Genomic DNA, 21,106 nt, shown 5'->3' with positions numbered 1-21,106 from the left:
TGCGATGACACAACACCGCGACGCGACGACTAACCGGTTCAGGGGTGCGCCGCCCCGCCCGGAACTCGTCCGATCGCGTTCAACAGCGCATAGACAGCCACGAGCCCGCCGAGCCCGCCGGCGAGAGCGAGGAACACGGTGTCGTAGGCGACGCCAGCCTCGATCGCTTCGCCGACGACCCAGGAGCCAGCTGCCTGCGTCGTCATCATCCCCGCGGAGAAAACCGCGTACGCCGACGCCCGGGTCGCGTCGGGCAGCGAGTCGAGCAGGTACGTGTCCCCAGCGGGGAACAGCATGTGGATGGTGAAGCCGACGAGAAGGCTGGCGGCGACGATCCCGACGATCCCCGTCGCGTACACCGCGAGGACGATGCTGGCGACGAACGCCGTCACGATCCCGAGGATGTACGGCACGTGGGGGAGCCGGTCAGCGAGGTCGCCGGAGACGAGGAACGCGGGGACGCCCGCGGCGAAAATGACGGTGAGCAGGTTTCGGGCCGTCGCAGGTGCGAGTCCTTTGTCGATCATGTACAGCTCGTAGAAGTTGAACAGCCCCTGCCAGACGAAACTCGTCAGTCCCAACAGAACGACCCCCGCGGTGATCAGTTTCCACTCCGAGCGCGCGCCGGCGAGGAACTCCGTGTCGCTTTCACCGGCCGCGGGGAGATCGGTGCGGCGGGCGAGCAGGACGAAGGCGACGGTGGTCGCCGCCGCCGCGAGCGCGAGCCCGTAGAACGCGTACCGCCAATCGTACCACAGCGTGACGGTGACGACTGGCGCGGCCGCGACCGCCGCGAGCTGGCTCGCCATCCCGTGAACGCCCATCACCCGCCCGACGCGGTCGGGGAACAGCTCCGAGACGAACGGGTTGGCGGCGACGAAGTAGACGCCGGAGGCGCTGCCGACGAGGAACGCCGCGATCATCAGCGTCGTCACGTCGGGCGCGAGCGCGACGCCGAGCGCGCCGACCGTGAGGGTAACCCCTGAGACGAGGACGACGGAGACCCGGGAAACCCGAGTGAGCGCCCAGCCGGTCGGGATCCGCGGCGATGCGGAGCCGAGCCACGCGAGCGTGACGATCAGCCCGGCGGTCCCCTCGCGGATCGTGAACTCGTCGATGAACTCCCCGACGAGCGGCGCGAACACGACCCGCGCGAAGTTGACGAGGAACACCAGCCCACACAGCGAGCCGAACAACCGAGTCCGTGACACGGTGAGCGTTGTCGGCGGGTGGCTACAAGGGTTGCGAAACGGCCGCCGGCGACGGGGGTCGAGCGGTCCGACGGACGTCGTACGGGGTTTTTATGCCTGCCGGCGATCAACCCCGAGACATGAAATCCACGCGCAAGGCGCTGCGGGACGGTGACCTGTACAAGGACACCTACGAGCGACTGAACTGCGCGGAGTGTGAGAAAGTGCTTAAAAAGCGGAACGACCCGGACGAGGTGTTCTCCGTGCGTATCTGTCCGGAGTGTGAAGCCGAGTTCAAAGAGCTGCGATAGCCGTTCCCAACCGACCTCCCTCTCAACTAGGTGTATACCCCTGCCGGCGCGTTCACTCGAACGTCGCGTCGAACGCCGACGCGCCTAACGGGTCGAACGTTCCCGCGGCGACGTTCTCTCGAAGGTGTTCAGTGTCGGTCGTCCCGACCAGCGAGCAGGTCACCGCCGGCGCGCTGCGCGCGAAGTTGAGCGCACGTTGTGCCGGCGTGTCGCCCGCGAGCCGATCGTCGACGCCGTCGGGGATCGCCCCGGAAACCGCCAGCTCGCCCTGGCCGATGCTCGCGCTCGTGACCACGGAGAGGCCGGCTTCGTGAGCGAACTCGAGCGTCGATATCGGGTCACCGTCGGGCTCGCCGTGAGGACGCTGGTTCCGCCGCGTGAACGCGTCGGCCATCCGAACGTTGAACGGGAGCTGGACCGCCTCGAACCCGTGGTCGTCGTCGGGGCCGACCGCCTCTCCGGCCGCTTCCGCGCGGGCGAGGACCTCCCGTAACGAGAGGAACGCCTCGTCGTCCGTGGGCACGCGGAACGCCCGCCACGTCGCGACGCCGTACCGGCCGATGTCCCCGGCAAGCCGCCGACGCTCCAGCCGCTCGAAGGCCGCTTCGAGGGCGTCGTAAACGGCCGAACGCGACCGCGCCGCGAGCTGTGCCTCGGGGTTGTGGACGTAGTAACAGTCGACCGTGTCGAGCCCCAACCGGTCCAGCGAACGGTCGAGCGACCACGCGAGGTAGTCGGGCGCGAGACAGTGGCCGCCGGCCAGGTCCGCGGGGTCGACGAGCCCGCGGTCGACGAAGCGCTCGCGAACGTAGCGAGCGGGGTCGTCCGGGCGCTCGCCGTCGAACGGGAGGAACCCGCCCTTCGTCGCCACCACGACCGCCTCGCGATCGACGACATCGTCGGCGACCGCCTCACGGAGCGCCTCGCCGACGACACGTTCGGAGCGGCCACACCGGTAGTTCACGGCGGTGTCGAGGTGGTTCACCCCCGACGCGAGCGCGAGCCGAACGACCGCGCGGTACGCGTCGTCGACCTCGGGTGTCGGCTCGCCGAAGTACGTGCCGAGGCCGACGCTGGAGGCCACGCCCGCGCCGAACCGGCGGAAGTACGTCCGGCCGAACGCGTCGCCGAAGCGATCGCGGTACGCCCACAGGGCGTCACGGGTCGACATCTCGTCGGAACGACGGGCGTGACGCATATAAGCGACGCGCGACCGCGTCGGACGCACGTATGACGCGTCACAACGATTATACGTCGAGCGGGTGTCCTATCCGGTCGATGGCGTCACTCACCGACCACTTGGCCGACCTCGTCGCGGACGCCGATGCGGTGATCCTGTTCTCGCCGACCGCCTCGTTCCACGACCGGTTCACCGATGTCGACGACGGCGACGACGACACTGACATCATCGTCGCCGCGCCCGACGACGACGTCGGCGCGGAGCGGTTCGTCGAGCTGCCGTTACCGTTCCGCGACGTTCGCGATCGGATCCGGTTCGGGATCGAGGGTGCGATGGACGCCGACCTGCTCACGGAAGGCGACGAGGTCGTCTGCGTCGTCTCCGTCTTCGAGGGGGAATCGGACGCGGTCGTCCGGGTAACTGTCGACGAGACCGCAGAATCCGGCATCTACGATTTGTTCGTCGACTCCCGTGCCGACCCCGGCGTGATCCGCGACGTGTTCGAGGTCGCGATCGAGCTGGGCAAGAAGGGACAGAAGGGGAAGCCGGTGGGCGCGCTGTTCGTCGTCGGCGACGCGGGCAAGGTGATGAACAAATCGCGCGCCCTCTCGTACAACCCGTTCGAGAAGTCACACGTCCACGTCGGCGACCCGATCGTGAACGTCATGCTCAAGGAGTTCTCGCGGCTGGACGGCGCGTTCGTCGTCTCCGACTCCGGAAAGATCGTGTCGGCGTACCGCTACCTCGAACCGGCCGCCGAGGGCGTCGACATCCCGAAAGGGCTCGGCGCGCGCCACATGGCCGGCGGCGCGATCACTCGAGACACCAACGCGACCGCGATCGTCTTATCGGAGTCCGACGGGCTGGTTCGGGCGTTTAAAGGCGGACGGCTGGTACTGGAGATCGATCCGGAGGAGTACTGATGTCGGTCGTGTCCGTGTCCGCTTCGGTGGGAACCGCCGTTACACAGACGCCCGCCGAACTGCTGAATGCGGTCCCCGACCGAGTCTGGCTGGCGCTCGCGGTCCTCGTCGTCGGGACCGTCCTCGCGTACGTCGTCGGCGCGGTCAATCGTCGACTCCTCCGGCGGGCCGGGGTTCCGGAGGCGATCGAAGGGACCGCGTTCGAGCGCACCGCTCGAGAGTTCGGGACGTCGACGGTGCGGATCGTCGCGAAGCTGTCGACGTACTTCATCCTCGCCGTGACGATCATCGTCGCGTTCAGCGTTTCCGAGGTCGAGTTCGCCGACGTCTTCTGGGCCGACCTCGCCGCGTTCGTCCCACGCCTGTTCGTCGCCGTCATCGTCGTCATCATCGGCGTCGTCGTCGGCGACAAGGCCGAGCTACTCGTCGCCGAGCGCTTCAGGGAGATCAAACTCCCCGAGATCACCGTGATCCCGACGCTCGTGAAGTACAGCGTCGTCTACGTCGCCGCGCTCATCGCGCTCGCGCAGGTCGGTGTCCAGACGCTCGCGCTCGTCGTGCTGCTCGGCGCGTACGCGCTCGCGCTGGTGGTGTTGACCGCGCTGGCGACGAAGGACCTGTTGGCGGCCGCCGCCGCCGGCGTGTTCCTCCTCCTGCGCCAGCCGTACGGGATCGGCGACGAGGTTCGGGTGGCCGGCCAGCGGGGGATCGTTCAGGAGGTCGACCTGTTCGTCACCCACATCGAGACCGACGACGGCGAGCACGTCCTCCCGAACCACGCCGTCTTCCGTGACGGGATCGTGCTGGTCCGGGAGTAGCGTGGCTCCGGCCCCCGACCCGGGAACGGCTCAGTGTCCACCGGACCGCCCGGACGCCTGGTGCCGGCGGCGTTCCCACCGAGTGAACACAGTTGTCAGGGTATAACACGACACGACCCCGATGGCCGAACATGGAGACCGACACGACCGGTGTCGCCTGCGACGGCTGGGACGGGAATCAGTGTGAGGGAACGGTTCACTGCCCGCCGCGATGCCCTCGGTTCGTCGATAAACACGGGGCACGGTGGACCGTCCGGTTCGCCGGACCGAACGACATCGACCGTCTCCTCGGTATGTACGAGTCCTTCGGCACCGCGGAGCGAGCACAGGGGATTCCGCCCGCGGACTACGACCGCCGCGTCGACTGGGTAACGGGCCTGCTCGCCGACGGAAGCAACGTGGTCGCCGAACGAGACGGCCAGATCCGGGGTCACGCCGTTTACACTCCCACGGACGCTGATCGCCCGGAGATCGCGGTGTTCGTCCACCCCGCGGTGCAGGGACGGGGCGTCGGAACCGAGCTCTGCCGACAGCTGGTCGCCGACGCCGCGGCCGCGGACCGTGAGGCGCTCGTGTTACACGTCGAGACCGGGAACCGCGTCGCGCGGAACGTGTATCACGAGGTCGGTTTCCGGACGGTCGAGCGGCACGGCGACCTTCGGATGGAACTCCCTCTCGACGACCCGGTCGCGACCGAGGTGCGCTGGCCGCCGGTCGTCCGTGAAGGTCCCGTCGAACCGCCGAGCGAGACGGCCCCGAAAGGGTCCGCCCTCCGACCGAGCGCGGACGACTGACCCGTCACTCGTTCGTTTCGTCCGACCTCGTCTCCCCGGGAACGTCGCGTCCGGTTTCCGCGGAATCGGGATCATAGTCCCGACTGAAATAGGTGTGTAGCGCCATCTTCGTACCGATGTACGATCTCACGACGATGAGCACAAATCCGGATACGGTACCGAGGATGAGGTCGAGGACCTTGGCCCGAGATGGTGCTAACACCCGAACAAGGTAGCTATTTTTGGTGTTATTATCTCCGTCTGGGTTCTCCGTTAGTGAGAGGATTCGGCGGCCGTGCCGAACACAGGGAACCGAGGGCAAACCGGGGCCAGCGGCTCTCAAGGTTTATTGACAACCCGGGCACTTATTCGACAAATGTCCCTCCCTGCGGTCGTCAGAAAAGACTTCAACGACTCGCTCCGTTCGGGATCGTTCCTCGCTACCACGCTGTTGTTCGTCGTCGTCTCCGGACTCTGGGCGGCGATTCAGCACGTCCCGCAGATGTACGCCCATAGCGATGTTCCGACCAGCACGCTGGCACTGCTCAACAGTATGGGTCAGCCGATGGCTTTCTTTGTCCCGATGCTGGGGTTGGGGATCTCATACGGGGCCATCGCCGGTGAGCGCGACAGCGGGAGCATCAAGCTCACGCTCGGCTTACCGAACTCACGCCGTGATGTCGTTTTCGGGAAGTTCATCGGCCGGTGTGCCGTTTTGACTATCGCGATCCTCAGTGGCTACGCCGTCGTTGCCGTCTTCGCACTGTCGACTTACGAGTCCTTCGCGGCCGTCCCGTTTGTCCTCTACACCGTATTGACGGTCTTCTACGGTGCGGTCTACGTCGCAATCGGTATCGGGTTCTCGTCGCTGATGCGGTCTCAGCAGACGGCGTTTATCGGTGCGGCGGGCCTCTACGTCGTCTTTCAGTTAGGCTGGGATATCGTGACGGCAATTCTACAGACGATCGCTGTCGGCTACACGCCCCCAGATTCCGGCGCCCCTCCTTGGCTGATCGTTGTCCACGCACTCAACCCGACGGCAGCAGTCGACTACGCGACGCGAGCGATAATTCCCACGTTCGACGAGCTACTATCGTACCCGGTATCGGCCTCATTCTCCCTCCCGACGTGGGCTGGGTTCGCCATTCTCGCGGCCTGGCTCGTGCTACCACTCGGACTTGGCTATCTCCGGTTCCAGTCGACAGATATTCTGTGAGCGCCGTGGGAGTCACCGTCGTACTGGAGAGATATCCTCGGAGTCCGAGTTGAGAGGCTCTCGTGACCGGTTCACGCCTAGATTCAGTGTCTGGCTCCTCGCCGTGCCTGCGGATTTGGCCCTGTTAACACTGTCTGTGTCAGGTACAAGTGGTATGAACAGCCGATAGGTGAACACTGTTTGTTGAGAGATGCCGGGAGTGGGTATAACACGTTTGTGGAGTGGTAGTTTATAAGCGATAGAGTGGTGTTGCTGTCGGCTGTTTATATGCGATAGAGTGGTGTTGCGGTGACGGCCTCCAAAGCCCCGGCCGCTGCGGGCTGCGCACGCTCGCTGCGCTCCTCACTCGGTCGCTCACGGTGTTCGCTCCCTCGTTGCGGTGCTTGTGTCGCCTGCGCAGCCCGCAGCGACTGCCACTTTAAGTCCCACCCAGCCCTGCAACCGCACAGCACCTCACACCTCCCCAGCCTCGTCGACTCGGCGCTTATAAGCGCCGAGTCGACTCCCTCGCGCGTGCTCCTCGGCCGCGAAGCGGCCTTGGAGGCACGCGCCACCACATATATAGGCGATCGTCGCCGTCGATCACGGCTGTTTAAATACCCGTTGGCCGCCAGCGATCTGATATACTTACTCCCGAAAGACATCGTCCAGTTCCTGTACTGGGCGATTGAGGATGAAAACATCAGTTAGTGAGTATTTCAATAGAACTGTATTTTCGGTATCCCTCGCCCTCAGTTACCACGACGACCCGTCTCAGCCACGGATCGTCTCACCACGTCCCGGACCACAACCGTTAGGACCGTCGCCCCCGTGGATCCGTCGACGTGGCAGACGCCATCGAGTGGCTCCGTGACCGCCCCTACTACGAGGGACAGATCGCCGACTACCGGCGGCTCCCGGCCCGCGAGCCCGAGTTCGCCGACGTCGATCTCGAACCGCGCCTCGCGGGCGCGCTCGCGGACCGCGGCGTCGACCGACTCTACCGCCATCAGGCGGACGCCATCGAGGCGGTCCGCGATGGTGACGACGTCGTGCTCGCGACCGCGACCGCGAGCGGCAAGTCGCTCGCGTACACCGTCCCCGCGTTCGAAGCGGCGATGGATCACGGCGGTCGCACGCTGTATATCGGCCCACAGAACGCGCTGATCGCCGACCAGGAGGAGTCGTTGTCGGCGCTCGCACACGGGCTCGGCTTCGGGAGTCGGGTGTCCGTCGAGTCGTACACGGGCCGACTCTCACGGGCCGAAAAGCGGGACGTGCGGGACGCCCGACCCACCGTCCTGCTCTCGAACCCCGACATGCTCCACTACGCCCTGTTGCCGTACGCCGGGCGGCTCTGGGAGTGGTTCTTTGCCTCGCTGGAGCACGTCGTCATCGACGAGATCCACAGCTATCGGGGGGTGTTCGGCTCGCAGGTCGCGATGACTCTCCGGCGGCTCGCTCGAACCTGCGAGCGATTCGGGTCGGACCCGACGTTCGTCTGCTGTTCGGCGACGATCAACAACCCGGTCGAACACGTCTCGACCGTCACCGGCCGCGATCCGGACGGGATCACGCTCGTCGACGAGGACACCTCCGGGCGCGGCCCGCGCGACTGGGTGCTGTGGAACCCGCCGGAGTACGACGACGACTGGGCGGACCGAACGGGCGAGGACGCCGGGCGGCGGAGGTCGAGTCACACCGAGAGCAAGCGGCTGTTCGTCGACCTCGTGGAGAGCGGCCGGCAGACGCTGACGTTCACGCGGGCGCGACAGACCGCCGAGCAGTACGCGACCGACAGCGCGAGCGAGCTCCGAAGCCGAGGGCAGCACGACCTCGCCGGAAGAGTCGGCGCGTATCAGGCCGCACTGAAAGACGAGACGCGCCGCGAGATCGAGTCCGACCTCCACGACGGGAGCCTGCAGGGTGTCTGGTCGACGAACGCGCTCGAGCTCGGCGTCGACGTGGGTGGGCTCGACGCCGTGATCCTCGACGGCTACCCCGGCACCCGGATGTCGGCGTTCCAGCAGGCCGGCCGGGCGGGGCGGGGGACCGACCCGGCCCTCGTCGTCATGGTCGGCGGCGAGGACGGGCTCGATCAGTACCTGATGACTCACCCCGAGGACTTCTTCGAGGCCCCGCCGGAGGACGCGATCTGCGACCCCGAGAACGACCAGCTCCTCCCGCGACACGTGGCGTGTGCGGCCGACGAGCGCTGGCTCTCGCCCGCCGACGAGGCGTTCTTCGGGGCGTCGTTCCCGGGGATCGTCGCCGACCTGACCGACGACGGCGTTCTCCGGCGACGGGACGCCGCAGACGGGACGCGCTGGACGCATGCGGATTCGGAGAGCCCCCAACACGCGATGAACCTCCGGACGGCCGAGGACCGGGAGATCGAACTGATCGACCGGTCGAGCGGCGAGTCGATCGCCTCGCTGGGCTTCGCGGACGCGCTCCGGGACGCCCATCCGGGCGCGATCTACCACCAACAGGGGCGGACCTACGAGGTAACGGAACTCGACCTCGACCGCGATATCGCGGAACTGGACGCCTCGTGGGCGGACTACTACACGCAGGTGCTCTCCGAGAAGGGGATGGTCGTGAACGAGGACCTCGCCGAGCGGACGCTGCCGGCCCGTCCAGACGTGCCGATCCGGTTCGCGGACGTCACCGTGACGGAGCAGATCACGGGGTTCGTTCGGAAGGACGCGACGACCGGGACGTCGCTCGGCGAGTCGACCGTGGACCTCCCGGAGACGACGCTGCGGACGAAAGCGCTGTACTTCCCGGTTCCGGCGGACCTCGAGCGCGAGATGCGGACCCTTGGCGACGACGTCGGGCTCGGCGGCGAGTACGGGTTCAACGGCGGGATCCACGCCGCCGAACACGGGATCATCTCGCTGTTCCCGTTTCATCTGCTGTGTGACCGCGCCGATGTCGGCGGCATCTCGACGCCGCATCACCCGCACACCGACGGCCCGGCCGTGTTCGTTTACGACGGCTATCCGGGCGGCGTCGGGCTCACGCGCCGAGGCCACGACCGGATCGAGGAGCTGCTCACCCGGACCGCCCGGCTCATCGACGGCTGCGGCTGCGAGTCGGGCTGCCCGGCCTGCGTCCAGTCGCCTCACTGCGGCAACGCGAACGAGCCGCTCGCGAAGCCGACTGCGGTTCGGTTACTGGAGACGTTGGCCGGGATACGGGAAGGATAGCGCGACCCGTTCGAGGCGGGCCGGGACGGAATCGTGACACGGTTCGGCACAAACGGTTTCACGCTCCACCGCGTGTGTACGGTGACTACCGATGGATATCCGAGAGGTGACCGACCCGTCCGCCAGGGCGATGCAGTGGCTCGTGCTCGGCGCGGCGTACTTCCTCCTCGGGCTATTCGTTATCGGCCTCTTCGACATGCTGCTCTCGTTGTACGAGCTGCTCGTGAGCGGCCGATTCACCGACCCGGTCGCCGTCGTGGACCTGCTCGACACGGTGCTTCTCCTGTTGATCATCGTCGAGGTTCATCGGACGCTCATAGCGTACGCGCGCGAAGAGCCGGTGCTCAGGATCGTCGTGAGCGCCGCGATCATCGCGGTCTCGCGGGAGGTGATCAGCTTCCGCGTCGCCGACTACCGGACGGGCGACGAGGCGCTCTCCGTCGCGCTCGCGTTCGGAGTGCTGATCGCCGTCTTGGTCGTTGGGTACGTCCTGCTGGACCGGGTCGATATCACGACCTGACGACACCGACCGCGTCGACGACACCGGAGGCCGGATCGACGGGTCAGATTCATGTACGGGGGACGAAAACGATCGGTAAGCGAGGCACCGAGATCGATGGACAACGACGCGGGAGACGGGCAGCGTTCAGGGCCACCGCCCCGAACCGAGTCGGGGGCGGATACGGGGGCGTTCGAGCGCGGCGTGCTTCGAAGCAGTCCGGAGGCAACGATCGCCATCGACGACGCGGGAACCGTTCGCTACGCGAACCCGGCGACGGAACGACTCCTCGGCTACAATCCCGGCTCGCTCGTCGGCGAACCGGCGACGATGCTCGTGCCGAGCCGGTTCCACACGGACCGGTCGGACGGGATCCGATCCTACTTGGGACCGGACGGTGAGGGTCTCGGGCCGGAGACGAGGGCCGAGGCACATGACGAGGGGGACTCAGCTAGCGACGTCGACACCGACGACAGAGATCGTGGCCCGGCGAAAACGACCCCATCCTTCGGTGGGGCCGAGGTCTCGCTGGTTCACGCCGATGGCGACGAAGTTCCGGCCCTCGTGAGCGTTCACGAGGGCGAGATCGGCGGGCAAACGGTTCTCGTCTGTGTCTGCCGCCGCCCCCCGCACCGCCGGTCGACGGAACACCGACTTCGTGAGCGGAAACGCGAGATCGAATCGTTACACGAGGTCGCGACCGACATGGGTACGTGTTCGACGCCGGAGGAGGTGTACGACACCGTCATCCGTGCAGTCGAGCGGATCCTCCAGTTCGACTTCGCGATCGTCGACGCGGCCGTCGACGGGACACTCGTCCCGAGAGCCGTTTCGTCGAACCTCGATGGGGAGGGGTACTACGAGGAGACGCCGATCGACGCCGAGGACAGCGTCGCGGCCGAGGTGTATCGAACCGGCGAGACGAACGTCGTCGACGACGTTCGGGAGCACTCGGCCGCGCCGGCGGACTCCGAGTTCCGGTCGGTGCTGACGGTGCCGATCGGTGACGCCGGGATGTTCCAGTCGGCCTCGAAATCGATCGGCGCGTTCGACGAACACGACCGGCGAGCCGTCGAGCTGCTCGTCGCACACGCGCGAGCCAGACTGGCACAGCTCGACACGGAACAAGAACTCCGCCGCCGGACGCGGGAGCTGGAGCGACAGAACGATCGGCTCGAGGAGTTCGCGAGCGTCGTGAGCCACGATCTCCGGAACCCGCTCAACGTCGCACAGGGGCGGCTCGGGATCGCCAGACAGGAGTGTGCGGCCGCCGGTGAGGTCGGTACCGCCGTCGACGAACACCTCGGGATCGTCGGGAGCGCCCACGAGCGGATGGAAGAACTCATCGGGGATATCCTCGCGCTCGCTAAACAGGGGGCGACCGACATCGCGGCCGAGTCGGTCCCCCTCAACGAGGTTGCGACGGAGACGTGGACGATCGTTGACACCGGGGATGCAACCCTCCGCGTCGACGCGGATCGGACGGTTCGAGCGGATCGGAACCGACTCAGACAGCTGTTGGAGAACCTGTTTCGTAACAGCGTCGAGCACGGCTCGGCGGACAGTCGTGGCGGAAGCGGCGTCACCGTGTGGGTCGGTGGTCTCACTGACGGGTTCTACGTCGCCGACGACGGCCCGGGGATCCCCGACGATGAGCACGATGCGGTGTTCGAGACCGGGTTCACCACGCAGCCCGATGGGACGGGGTTCGGACTCGCCATCGTCGAGGGGATCGTCGACGCCCACGACTGGGACGTGAGCGTAACCGAGAGCGAGTCGGGCGGGGTACGGTTCGAGTTCCGAACTGGGGAGTGACGCGGGCGAACCGGAGAGTGACGCGGGCGAACTGAGTCGGCGGCGTGACGGGCGTCTCGAACGGTCAGGCGCCGACGCGTTCGAGCGCCGCCGGGTCGACGTCCGCCTCGAACAGGCGGGCCCCGCAGTCATCGCAAGTGGCGGCGAGCACGTCGTACTGCCGACAACAGGACTCGACGACCGTCGTGTCTAGCGTCACCGTCCCGTCACACGTCGGGCAGGTCTCCACGAACAGCCGGAGGTTCCCGAGCAACTCGCTTTGGTGAGCAGTCGCGAGCGCGTCCCAGTCCGTCCAGTACCCGCTGAGCACGTCCGAGGCCGCGATATCCATGAGGAACGCGGGGCGTGACTCCCACTGGCCGACCGGCTCGCCGTCGATCGACGCGACGTACGCGTAGCCGCGGTCGACGGTCGCCACCGATTCGGGATCGACATCGAGGAACGTAGCGAGCGCCGCCCCATCCGCGTCGCGGTCGCGATCCGCGAGCTCGCGAGCTCGTCCGGTCCACCGAGCGCGGAACGAGTCGTCGAGGACGAGGTCGTCGACGGCGGGGTCGTCGACGAGTACCCCTGAGTCGAGCAGCGCTGCCGCCGGGTCGAACGTCGTCGCCGTGTCGGTCGTGGTCGCCGTCGGCTCTGCACCGGGGCGGGCGGGCCCCTTATCGAAGAGCGCGAGCACGCGATCCGGGAGGTATCGCTTCGTCAGCGTTGGCGTCCCCGGAACGAGGTACCCACGGACGGCGATCGTCACGAGCGCGACCGCGAGCACGACACCCCCCAATCCGACGGACTGGGTTGCGACCGCTGCGGCGAGGACTCCCGCGATCACGACGTTGACGACGGTACAGGGAACGCATCGGTTCTCACCGGTGTATCGTGGATCGCGAAGCCATGTCGGAAGCCGAACGGACGTTTCCATACCGACACCTGACGCATTCGGTGGATATAGGTATGACACGCATACCGCCGCATTCGTGTCCCGGACCGGCCGCGATCCGTCACGCCAGAGAAGGATCGGGGTGGCAGCAGAACCGATCCAAAACTATCAGTGAAATAACTCTATTTGATGAGAGAACCTCGAAACCGCCTGAGAGAATCGCTGTGTACGATTATGAGTCATGTAAAACGGTCACTAATCAAATATATGGGAAATGTTAATACCCCGCGTGTGGTTTGTCTCGACAGCGATACTGAAACGGTCCGGTGGTCACGGCGGGGATGAAGTGCTGACGCCGATACGATAACAGCAGTGAGTACGGGGTTATTTCGGGGGCTCCGCGCGAGTCATCTCGGGTGCAATGGCTCAGTATGCGGGGCGTGCAGGACACGGGTTACCCCTCCAGCCCGACGCTGATACTTCGGACGGTGGCTCCTGGAAGTACAGCGAGATGTGGAGGTAAGTACACATAATGGATCAGAACGGAACGACGGAACGACGGAGCGATGGATCGGACGAACACACCGACGGGCCGGTCGAGCAAGCCGCTTCGGCTAAGCAAGACGTCTCAGCTGACGACATCGATGCGTCGGCGGCAGACGAGGAGTTGGACGACGTCGATGCGTCGGCGACGGACGAGGAGCTGGACGACGTCGATGCGTCGGCGACGGACGAGGAGCTGGACGACGTCGATGCGTCGGCGACGGACGATGGTAGCGGCGTCGAAACGATCCCCACCGACGAAGTGTTCGCGCTGCTGAGCAACGGTCGGCGACGACACGTCTTACAGTTCCTCTCCGAGAACGGCGGCGAGATCAAGCTCCGGGAGCTGGCGACGACGATCGCCGCGGCGGAAAACGAGATCGAGCCCGTCGAAGTGACGTACACACAGCGCAAACGACTCTACACGTCGCTGTATCAGTCACACCTCCCGCGGATGGAACGAAGCGGTGTGATCGAGTACAACCGGAACAGCGGTCTCGTGACGCTCGCACCGGGTGCCGAGGGGTTCGAGGCGTATCTCGAGGTCGTGGGCGCGAACGAGTTCACGTGGTCCGAGTTCTATCTCGGCCTGTCCGGGTTGTTCGCGGCCGTCACCCTCGCGTTCGTGACGGGGACGCCGCCGTTCCCATCGCTCGGTCCCGGAACGCTCATGGCATCGTTAACGCTCGTGCTCCTCGTCTCCTCGATCGCTCATCTCCGGTACACCCGGGGGCGACGGCTCTAGCCGTCAGCCGTGCGGAGCGGCGGTCAGGGGATGGCCACTGGTTGCGCGTTCCCCTCTTGCCGGCCGGTGCTTTCACATTCCCCGCAGCCGTGTGATCGGTATGGAGCTGTTCTGGCATCGGCGTGACCTCCGACTCGCCGACAACGTCGGGCTCGCCGCGGCCGCCGACCGCGACACGGTCGTGCCTATCTTCGTGTTCGACGACGACGTCCTCGCACACGCGAGCGACGTCAGGGTTCGACGGCTGCTCGACGGGTTGGCCGCGCTGCGTGACGAGTATCGCGACCGCGGGAGCGACCTCCTCGTCACACACGGGGACCCGGCGACCGTTTTGCCGCGTGTGGCGGAGGCGCTCGACGCGGATCGCGTCGTCTGGAACCGGGACTACTCGGGGCTCGCGCGGGAGCGCGACGCCGGGGTCCGGCAGGCGCTTCACGACGCGGGGATCCGGCGGGAAGCACACCACGATTCCGTCCTCCACACGCCGGACTCCATCCGAACGAACGCCGGGGACCCGTACTCGGTGTACACGTATTACTGGCGGAAGTGGACCGACCGCGAGGTCGACCCGCCGGCACGGACGCTGGACGCGTCCGACCTCGTCGACCGCGGCGAGCTCGTGGACACTGTCGACGCGCTCCACGCGGCCCACGACGATGGGCTTCGTGCCGACGGCGACGAACGTCGGACGACCGACGGCGGTACTGCGACTGTGACGCCCACGGTCGGCGACCTCCCGACCCCCGCGGCGCTCGGTTTCGCGGAACCGGACGCCGAGATCGGTCCCGCCGGAACTGACGCGGCCCGCGAGCGCCTCGACACGTTCCTCGCCCACGGCGTGTTCACGTACGACGACGACCGGGACTACCCGGCTCGAGAGGGCACCTCCCGGATCTCGACGTTCATGAAGTACGGCGAGATCGGCGTCCGTGAGGTGTACGCCGCCACGGAGCGGGCGATGGCCGAGGGGAGATCCGACGAGCCGGATGGACCGAGCGGTTCGGACGGGACGGACGGTTCGGACGGGACAGACGAGATGGGGGCGGCAGGCCACGTCGAGGAGTTCCAAGGCCAGCTCGCGTGGCGGGAGTTCTACACGCAGGTGTTGTACCACAACCCCGAAGTCGTGACCGAGAACTACAAGGAGTACGAGGAGGGGATCGACTGGCGGGACGACCCCGAGGAGATCGCGGCGTGGAAGCGCGGCGAGACGGGGTACCCGATCGTCGATGCCGGGATGCGCCAGCTGCGCGAGGAGGCGTTCATGCACAACCGCGTGCGGATGATCGTCGCCTCCTTCCTCACGAAGGACTTGCTCGCGGACTGGCGACACGGCTACGACCACTTCCGAGAGCATCTCGCAGACCACGATACGGCGAACGACAACGGTGGCTGGCAGTGGGCCGCCTCCACGGGGACCGACGCACAGCCCTACTTCCGGATCTTCAACCCGATGACACAGGGGGAACGCTACGACCCCGACGCCGACTACATCACCGAGTACGTCCCGGAGCTCCGCGGCGTCGACCCCGAGGTGATCCACGGGTGGCACGAGTGCTCGCCGACCCAGCGGGCGAACGCGGCCCCCGAGTACCCCGCGCCCGTCGTCGACCACTCGGAGCGCCGCGAGGAGGCGCTGGCGATGTATAAGCGCGCTCGCGGCGAGGACCCAGAGGAGTAACGGCGCACGCGTCCGCGAGGACGGGAACGGCAACACCCTTGCTCACGGCGGCCGTAGTCGACGTATGAACGTCGACGTGTTGCTGTACGACGGGTTCGACGAGCTCGACGGTATCGGCCCCTACGAGGTGTTCGACTACGCGTTTCAGTATGCCGACGGAGACGGGGGTACACCTACCGACGCCACGGACACGCCAACCGACGCCGAGACGATTCGATCCGACCGCGCGGGTCGTGTGCGGTACGTCGCTCTCGACGAAGCGAAGTCGGTGACCGCGAGCCACGGGACGCGCGTCGGCGTCAGCGCCCGCCTACCGGACCCCACGGACGAGAGCGCCCCGGACCTCCTCGTCGTACCGGGCGGCGGGTGGACGGACCGCGACGAGACCGCGAGCGCCTGGGCGGAGGCACAGCGCGGGGTGGTTCCCGACGCGCTCGCCGCTCACCACGCGGCTGGAACGCGGATCGCGAGCGTCTGTACCGGGTCGATGCTGCTCGCGACTGCCGGGGTCACCGACGGACGGCGCGCGGTCACCCACGCGAGTGCGATGGACGAGCTCCGCGAGTCGGGTGCCGAAGTCGTCGACGCGCGGGTCGTCGACGACGGCGACCTCCTGACGGCGGGTGGGGTGACCTCCGGGCTGGACCTCGCGTTACACGTCGTCGAGCAGGAGTTCGGTGACGCCGTCGCCGAGCGAGTGGCGACGGTTATCGAGTACGATCGGCGCTACACGGTCGCGGGTGACGACGAGGCCGAGTAGGCACCCACAACGAAGCAGGAGACGTGTCGCGGAGTCGAGAGATCCGTCAGAGTTCGGCGTCGTGAACCGTCGCCCCGCTGTCGTCGACGGTGATCACGGTACAGTCGAGCTGGTCGCGGAGGTACGTGTCGATGTCGGGGTCCGAGAGCAACTTCTGGACCATCCGCCGCCACCGACCCGCCTGTTTCGAGCCGATGACGACCACGTCCGCGTTCTCGGCGACGATCTCCTCCAGGATCGTCTCCTCGACGAGGAAGCCGCGCCGGACGACGAACCGGGCACGGTCGAGCGAGCCGGTCCGGCGTTCGACCGCCCGCTTCAGGTCGCTGCGGGAGACACCGCCGGTGTTCTGGTACAGATCGACGTGGAGAACAGTGAGGTCGGCGTCGCGCTCCTGAGCGACGCGCACGCCCTCCCGAAGGGTGCGCTCGGAGTGTGCCGACAGTGGATATCGAACCGGCACGACGACCAGAGTCATACGTCTACCGACGTGTTCGTCACGTAAATACGCTGTCGATACTCGGGTCTGCCCCCGCGTTCGGCCGACAATGAACGGTTGCGGCCTTGGGACCCGACGCCGGGGTGACCAAGTATATAACTGAAGACAGTCAAAGCACGCGTAACCGGTGCCTCGGACCGTGGCCGGGCGGCAGTCGACACGGCTCGCTCGGGGACCGTTCGATACGACCCATGATACCAGACATCCGATCCGACGACCGCGCAGTGAGTCCCGTTATCGGCGTGATCCTAATGGTGGCGATAACCGTGATCCTGGCCGCCGTCATCGGCACGTTCGTGCTCGGGCTCGGAGACCAGCTCGGCGACAACCAGCCCACCGCGCAGCTGGCCATGGACCTCGACCAGGACGCGGACTCGACCCTGACGATCGAGCACAACGGCGGCGACTCGATCGCGTCGGAGTCGCTGACGGTGCTGATAACCGGTCCTGACGATCAGCGCGGCGAAGCCACCGACGAGTTCGAAACCCGGTTCTCCGTTGGTGACGAGGAGACGGCTGAATTGGATGGGACTGATAACACGATCGGCGAAGAGGAAGACGTCCGTATTCGGGTCATCCACCAGCCAAGCGACTCGATCCTGCTCGACCGGACTCTCGAAGTGACTGTCGACGACTTCGAGTTCGGCGACGAGCTCGACTTCGAGAACTGACGCTCGCTTCCCGAACCGCTCTGAGTTCCCTGCGACTATTTATAAAGTAATCACAGGAGTCCGTGGCCTATCACTGCGGCATCGTCGATTATCTATAAGCACGTAGCCGGAGTGGCGGTGATCTCTACCGTTACAATTGGATCGTCAGTACTCCATGAAAATACCGGGTGAATTCAGCTGGTTTCAGTGTCCGGATCTCGCTCGTCCTTCTCGGTTTCATCGGTGGCGGGACCCTCCTGTTCCCCACCCGGAGGTTGCGCATCCTCGTCCTGGGATTCCGCTGTGATCTCCTTCTGGAGGCGTTCGATCTCTTGACGCACTTCCTCGCGTTGTTTCTCCGTGAGACCGTTCGTCCTGCGTTGCCGAACGGGTCGAGTTTCTTCTCTTTCTTCCATTCTGACGGCACTGGCCCTGAGGACGACTGTAGTCACACCGCCGAGTATCATTGCCCAGGTGGAGAGTGAGGAGAGATCTGCATACTGGAACACCGCCGCTATAATAAGAGCAAAAAAGAACGCGAGGAGCGAGGTGTATCTAAGATCTGCGGGGCTGACCATACTGGAATCCTGCAACGAAACTGACGTAGACGGCACTAATAATAAAAATTATAAAGAGAATACTTTCGAGTGTGAGGAGTCCTGTGAGGCGGAGGACGCCCATGAGTACGAGAGCCAACCCGGCGAGTATCACGCCGAGATCCTCGGTTGTCATGGCGTTTATCATAAGTAATAGTTTCTCGTGTGGGGTTATAGATTTATTGGTGAGTCGAGCGTTCGACGTCGCTCTCGGTTTCGGGTCAGGTGTTTCCGAACGAGTCGTCGGTCGCTCGACACCCCGCCGAACACGAGTCGACTTGCCGACCACCACGAGCCAACTGAACGAACCGGGAGTAATATATTAACTCGGTTTGTAGTAACGATCGAGATGAGCACTACCGGGAGCGAGCTTATAAGCGTATTCGAGAGCGAGACGGACACGATCACGGACGCGGTTTCCTCGGGGCGGGTGACTCTCGAGGACCTCGATGTCTTCGTCCGGAGCGCGGAGCGCGGCGAGGTCGACGCGAGCGACGGATTGGATGCGGTCGTCCGGATCCTGCGGTCGCTGTTGAGCGGGGACGCGCCGAGCTGGGAGGAGAAGGAACCTGCCGGCAGCTGATCGGAAGACCGGTACCCGCCGTCGACTCTCCACACCTCTCGTTTCCTCGCGTTCCGTTTCCCTCGCGTTCCGTTTCCCTCGCGTTCCGTTTCCCTCGCTTTCGGTTCTCCCCGCGTTCCGTTTCGCTCTCGGCTCCACCACCTGTCTTTCGCTGTCGATCCTGCCCTGATGGGTTTATATACCCTCCCCGGGACTCCTCGCCTTCCTCCCGTCTCCGATCGCCGGACAAAGTATACGGTCCTGCGGTCGGGAGTCCCTGGTATGAACGACGCGGGAACTGACGGCCGGCACGCCGACGCGGTCGCCGCCGACGAGACGGTCGTCGAGCCGCCGGACGAGTTCCGCGAGTCGGCCGCGGTCGCCGACGACGACGACGTGTACGACGCGTTCGAGCGCGACTGGCCGGACGCGTGGGGACGCGCCGCCGACCTGCTCGACTGGGAGCGCGATCCCGACACCGTACTCGACGACTCGAACCCACCGTTTTATCAGTGGTTCCCGGACGGCCGGCTCAACGCCGCGACCAACTGCGTCGATCGCCACCTCGACGAGCGCCGCAACCAGCTCGCGATCCGGTGGTTCGGCAAGCGCGGCGAACGACGGTCGTACACGTACGCCGACCTCCACCGGGAAGTGAACGCCGCCGCGGCAGGGCTCCGCGAGCTCGGCGTCGAGGAGGGCGATGTCGTCACCCTCTACCTCCCGATGATCCCGGAGCTGCCCGTGACGATGCTGGCGTGTGCCCGGATCGGTGCGCCCCACAACGTCGTCTTCGCCGGGCTCTCCGCGGACGCGCTCGCGACGCGGATCGACGCCGCCGACTCCGCGTACCTCGTCACCTGCGACGGCTACTACCGGCGGGAGGACGCGTTCAACCAGAAGTCCCGCGCGGACAACGCCCGCCTCCAGGCCGACGGGAGCCTCGAGGCGACGGTCGTCGTCGACCGCCTCGGCGACGCCCTCGACGTCCCCCTCGGCGAGGACGAACACGACTACGGGACGCTCCTCGCGCCACACGACGGCGAGACCGTCGAGCCGGTCGCCCGCGACGCGACTGACCTCCTGTTCGTGATGTACACCTCCGGCACCACCGGCCGCCCGAAGGGAGTCGAACACGCCACCGGTGGCTATCTCGCACACGTTGCCTGGACGACCCGGAACGTGCTCGACGTGCGGCCGACGGACACGTATTGGTGTGCGGCGGACATCGGCTGGATCACCGGACACTCCTACGGCGTGTACGGGCCGCTCGCGCTCGGCACGACGACCGTCCTGTACGAGGGGTCGCCGGACTACCCCGACCGTGACCGGGTGTGGGATCTCATCGAGCGCAACGCCGTGAGCGTCTTCTACACCTCCCCGACCGCGATCCGGTCGTTCATGAAGTGGGGCGCGGAGTACCCGGAGGCGCACGACCTGTCGTCGATCCGGCTGCTCGGCACCGTCGGCGAGTCGATCACGCCGAAAGCGTGGCACTGGTACCGCGAGCACGTCGGCGGCGGCGACGCGCCCGTCGTCGACACGTGGTGGCAAACCGAGACGGGGGCGATCGCGTTGGCGACGCTCCCCGGCGTGAGCGACATGAAACCGGGGAAGGTCGGCCCACCCCTGCCGGGGATCGACGCGCGGGTCGTCGACCGCGACGGCGACCCCGTGGAGGCGGGCGAGGCCGGCTACTTAACGATCGACCGTCCATGGCCCGGGATGTGTCGCGGACTCCGCGAGGGCGACGAGCGGTACCGCCGCGAGTACTGGGCCGAGACAACTGAGGGCTGGCGGTACCGCACCGGCGACGGGGCGACTGTCGACGAGGACGGGTACGTCACGATCCTCGGCCGGGTCGACGACGTGATCAACGTCCGTGCCCGCCGGTTCAACACCGCCGAGCTGGAGTCCGCGATCGTCGCGGCCGACGGCGTCACCGAGGCCGCGGTGGTCGGCGACGACTCGGGCGGGGTCATCGCGTACGTCACGACTCGGGGCGACGTCGACCCTGACCCGATCCTCCGCGAGTCGATCGAACGCCGAGTCGCCAACGCGGTCGGCGAAGTCGCCCGCCCCGATCGAGTCGTGTTCACGCCCGAGCTGCCAAAAACCCGGTCCGGGAAGATCATGCGGCGACTGCTGGAGGATATCGCCCGGGGAGAGGAGTTCGGCGACGTGAGCGCCCTCCGCAACCCCGAAGTCGTCGGCGAGATCGAGTCCACGGTCCGTGAGGAGGAGTGAGCCGTGCGGGTGCTCGACGCCGACGACGGC

Annotated in this window: 21 protein-coding genes; 15 read left to right on the top strand and 6 right to left on the bottom strand. The window is 66.3% G+C overall.

The annotated features are described in order from the left end of the window. Positions 1-38: 38 nt before the first annotated feature. Complete coding sequence (locus ACZ5TV_RS14880) at positions 39-1,211, bottom strand: MFS transporter (RefSeq protein WP_379779523.1); 1,173 nt, start codon at positions 1,209-1,211, stop codon at positions 39-41. Positions 1,212-1,330: 119 nt separating this feature from the next. On the opposite strand from ACZ5TV_RS14880, the gene ACZ5TV_RS14875 reads away from it, so the two are divergent. Next, positions 1,331-1,501 carry an HVO_0758 family zinc finger protein gene (locus ACZ5TV_RS14875; protein WP_379779525.1) on the top strand — a complete coding sequence of 57 codons (171 nt, stop codon included), beginning with the start codon at positions 1,331-1,333 and terminating at the stop codon, positions 1,499-1,501. Positions 1,502-1,553: 52 nt separating this feature from the next. Here the strand turns inward: ACZ5TV_RS14875 and ACZ5TV_RS14870 are convergent, their stop codons facing one another. Next, complete coding sequence (locus ACZ5TV_RS14870) at positions 1,554-2,672, bottom strand: aldo/keto reductase (protein WP_464383950.1); 1,119 nt, start codon at positions 2,670-2,672, stop codon at positions 1,554-1,556. A 107-nt stretch (positions 2,673-2,779) separates the two neighbouring features. On the opposite strand from ACZ5TV_RS14870, the gene dacZ reads away from it, so the two are divergent. The 8 genes from dacZ (at position 2,780) to ACZ5TV_RS14830 (ending at position 11,916) form a co-directional block, all read left to right on the top strand. Continuing rightward, the gene (gene dacZ / locus ACZ5TV_RS14865; protein ID WP_379782395.1) at positions 2,780-3,604 is read left to right on the top strand and encodes a diadenylate cyclase DacZ; all 825 of its coding nucleotides are present in this window, start codon (positions 2,780-2,782) and stop codon (positions 3,602-3,604) included. Beyond that, positions 3,604-4,422: a mechanosensitive ion channel family protein gene (locus tag ACZ5TV_RS14860; RefSeq protein ID WP_379782393.1), complete on the top strand. Its 819-nt coding sequence runs from the start codon at positions 3,604-3,606 to the stop codon at positions 4,420-4,422. The genes dacZ and ACZ5TV_RS14860 overlap by 1 nt, the downstream gene beginning before the upstream one ends. Positions 4,423-4,553: 131 nt before the next feature. Then, positions 4,554-5,216, top strand: a complete 663-nt coding sequence (locus ACZ5TV_RS14855; protein ID WP_379782391.1) for a GNAT family N-acetyltransferase — start codon at positions 4,554-4,556, stop codon at positions 5,214-5,216. Positions 5,217-5,571: 355 nt separating this feature from the next. Further along, entirely contained in the window at positions 5,572-6,411 is an 840-nt protein-coding gene (locus ACZ5TV_RS14850; protein WP_379782389.1) for an ABC transporter permease, read from the top strand. A gap of 513 nt (positions 6,412-6,924) precedes the next feature. Further along, complete coding sequence (locus ACZ5TV_RS14845) at positions 6,925-7,101, top strand: hypothetical protein (protein ID WP_464383949.1); 177 nt, start codon at positions 6,925-6,927, stop codon at positions 7,099-7,101. A 134-nt stretch (positions 7,102-7,235) separates the two neighbouring features. Then, entirely contained in the window at positions 7,236-9,602 is a 2,367-nt protein-coding gene (locus ACZ5TV_RS14840; protein WP_379780751.1) for a DEAD/DEAH box helicase, read from the top strand. A 91-nt stretch (positions 9,603-9,693) separates the two neighbouring features. Next, a complete protein-coding gene (locus tag ACZ5TV_RS14835) occupies positions 9,694-10,122 on the top strand; it encodes a phosphate-starvation-inducible PsiE family protein (protein WP_379780753.1) in 429 nt (142 codons plus the stop codon). 96 nt (positions 10,123-10,218) lie between these two features. Beyond that, positions 10,219-11,916: an ATP-binding protein gene (locus tag ACZ5TV_RS14830; RefSeq protein WP_379780755.1), complete on the top strand. Its 1,698-nt coding sequence runs from the start codon at positions 10,219-10,221 to the stop codon at positions 11,914-11,916. A gap of 64 nt (positions 11,917-11,980) precedes the next feature. Here ACZ5TV_RS14830 and ACZ5TV_RS14825 read toward each other — a convergent pair whose 3' ends face one another. Next, positions 11,981-12,835: a DUF8054 domain-containing protein gene (locus ACZ5TV_RS14825; protein ID WP_379780757.1), complete on the bottom strand. Its 855-nt coding sequence runs from the start codon at positions 12,833-12,835 to the stop codon at positions 11,981-11,983. 490 nt (positions 12,836-13,325) lie between these two features. Between ACZ5TV_RS14825 and ACZ5TV_RS14820 the strand changes: the two genes are divergently transcribed. The 3 genes from ACZ5TV_RS14820 to ACZ5TV_RS14810 all read left to right on the top strand — a co-directional run bounded on the left by ACZ5TV_RS14820 (position 13,326) and on the right by ACZ5TV_RS14810 (position 16,522). Beyond that, positions 13,326-14,081 (top strand): DUF7344 domain-containing protein, encoded by a 756-nt coding sequence (locus tag ACZ5TV_RS14820; protein ID WP_379780759.1) that lies wholly within the window; start codon positions 13,326-13,328, stop codon positions 14,079-14,081. 100 nt (positions 14,082-14,181) lie between these two features. Beyond that, positions 14,182-15,762, top strand: coding sequence for a cryptochrome/photolyase family protein (locus tag ACZ5TV_RS14815; RefSeq protein WP_379780761.1), 1,581 nt, complete (start codon positions 14,182-14,184; stop codon positions 15,760-15,762). 64 nt (positions 15,763-15,826) lie between these two features. Further along, the gene (locus ACZ5TV_RS14810; RefSeq protein WP_464383948.1) at positions 15,827-16,522 is read left to right on the top strand and encodes a DJ-1/PfpI family protein; all 696 of its coding nucleotides are present in this window, start codon (positions 15,827-15,829) and stop codon (positions 16,520-16,522) included. Between the two features lie 46 nt (positions 16,523-16,568). Here ACZ5TV_RS14810 and ACZ5TV_RS14805 read toward each other — a convergent pair whose 3' ends face one another. Next, positions 16,569-17,000, bottom strand: coding sequence for a universal stress protein (locus ACZ5TV_RS14805; RefSeq protein ID WP_379781401.1), 432 nt, complete (start codon positions 16,998-17,000; stop codon positions 16,569-16,571). A gap of 212 nt (positions 17,001-17,212) precedes the next feature. On the opposite strand from ACZ5TV_RS14805, the gene ACZ5TV_RS14800 reads away from it, so the two are divergent. Continuing rightward, on the top strand, positions 17,213-17,692 hold the full coding sequence (locus ACZ5TV_RS14800; RefSeq protein WP_379781399.1) for a type IV pilin domain-containing protein: 480 nt from the start codon (positions 17,213-17,215) through the stop codon (positions 17,690-17,692). A 173-nt stretch (positions 17,693-17,865) separates the two neighbouring features. On the opposite strand, the gene ACZ5TV_RS14795 is transcribed toward ACZ5TV_RS14800, so the two are convergent. Together ACZ5TV_RS14795 and ACZ5TV_RS14790 are read right to left on the bottom strand one after the other, a co-directional pair. Next, complete coding sequence (locus tag ACZ5TV_RS14795; protein ID WP_379781397.1) at positions 17,866-18,249, bottom strand: hypothetical protein; 384 nt, start codon at positions 18,247-18,249, stop codon at positions 17,866-17,868. Further along, positions 18,227-18,415 carry a hypothetical protein gene (locus ACZ5TV_RS14790; protein WP_379781395.1) on the bottom strand — a complete coding sequence of 63 codons (189 nt, stop codon included), beginning with the start codon at positions 18,413-18,415 and terminating at the stop codon, positions 18,227-18,229. The genes ACZ5TV_RS14795 and ACZ5TV_RS14790 overlap by 23 nt, the downstream gene beginning before the upstream one ends. Positions 18,416-18,616: 201 nt before the next feature. On the opposite strand from ACZ5TV_RS14790, the gene ACZ5TV_RS14785 reads away from it, so the two are divergent. Together ACZ5TV_RS14785 and acs are read left to right on the top strand one after the other, a co-directional pair. Further along, positions 18,617-18,850 (top strand): hypothetical protein, encoded by a 234-nt coding sequence (locus ACZ5TV_RS14785; RefSeq protein ID WP_379781393.1) that lies wholly within the window; start codon positions 18,617-18,619, stop codon positions 18,848-18,850. A gap of 261 nt (positions 18,851-19,111) precedes the next feature. Beyond that, positions 19,112-21,076, top strand: coding sequence for an acetate--CoA ligase (gene acs, locus ACZ5TV_RS14780; RefSeq protein ID WP_379781391.1), 1,965 nt, complete (start codon positions 19,112-19,114; stop codon positions 21,074-21,076). Positions 21,077-21,106 lie beyond the last annotated feature (30 nt).

This window comes from Halorubrum tibetense (assembly GCF_055396225.1).
The sequence above is the reverse complement of the archived record's forward strand: the minus strand, read 5'-3'. Positions and strand labels throughout refer to the sequence as shown.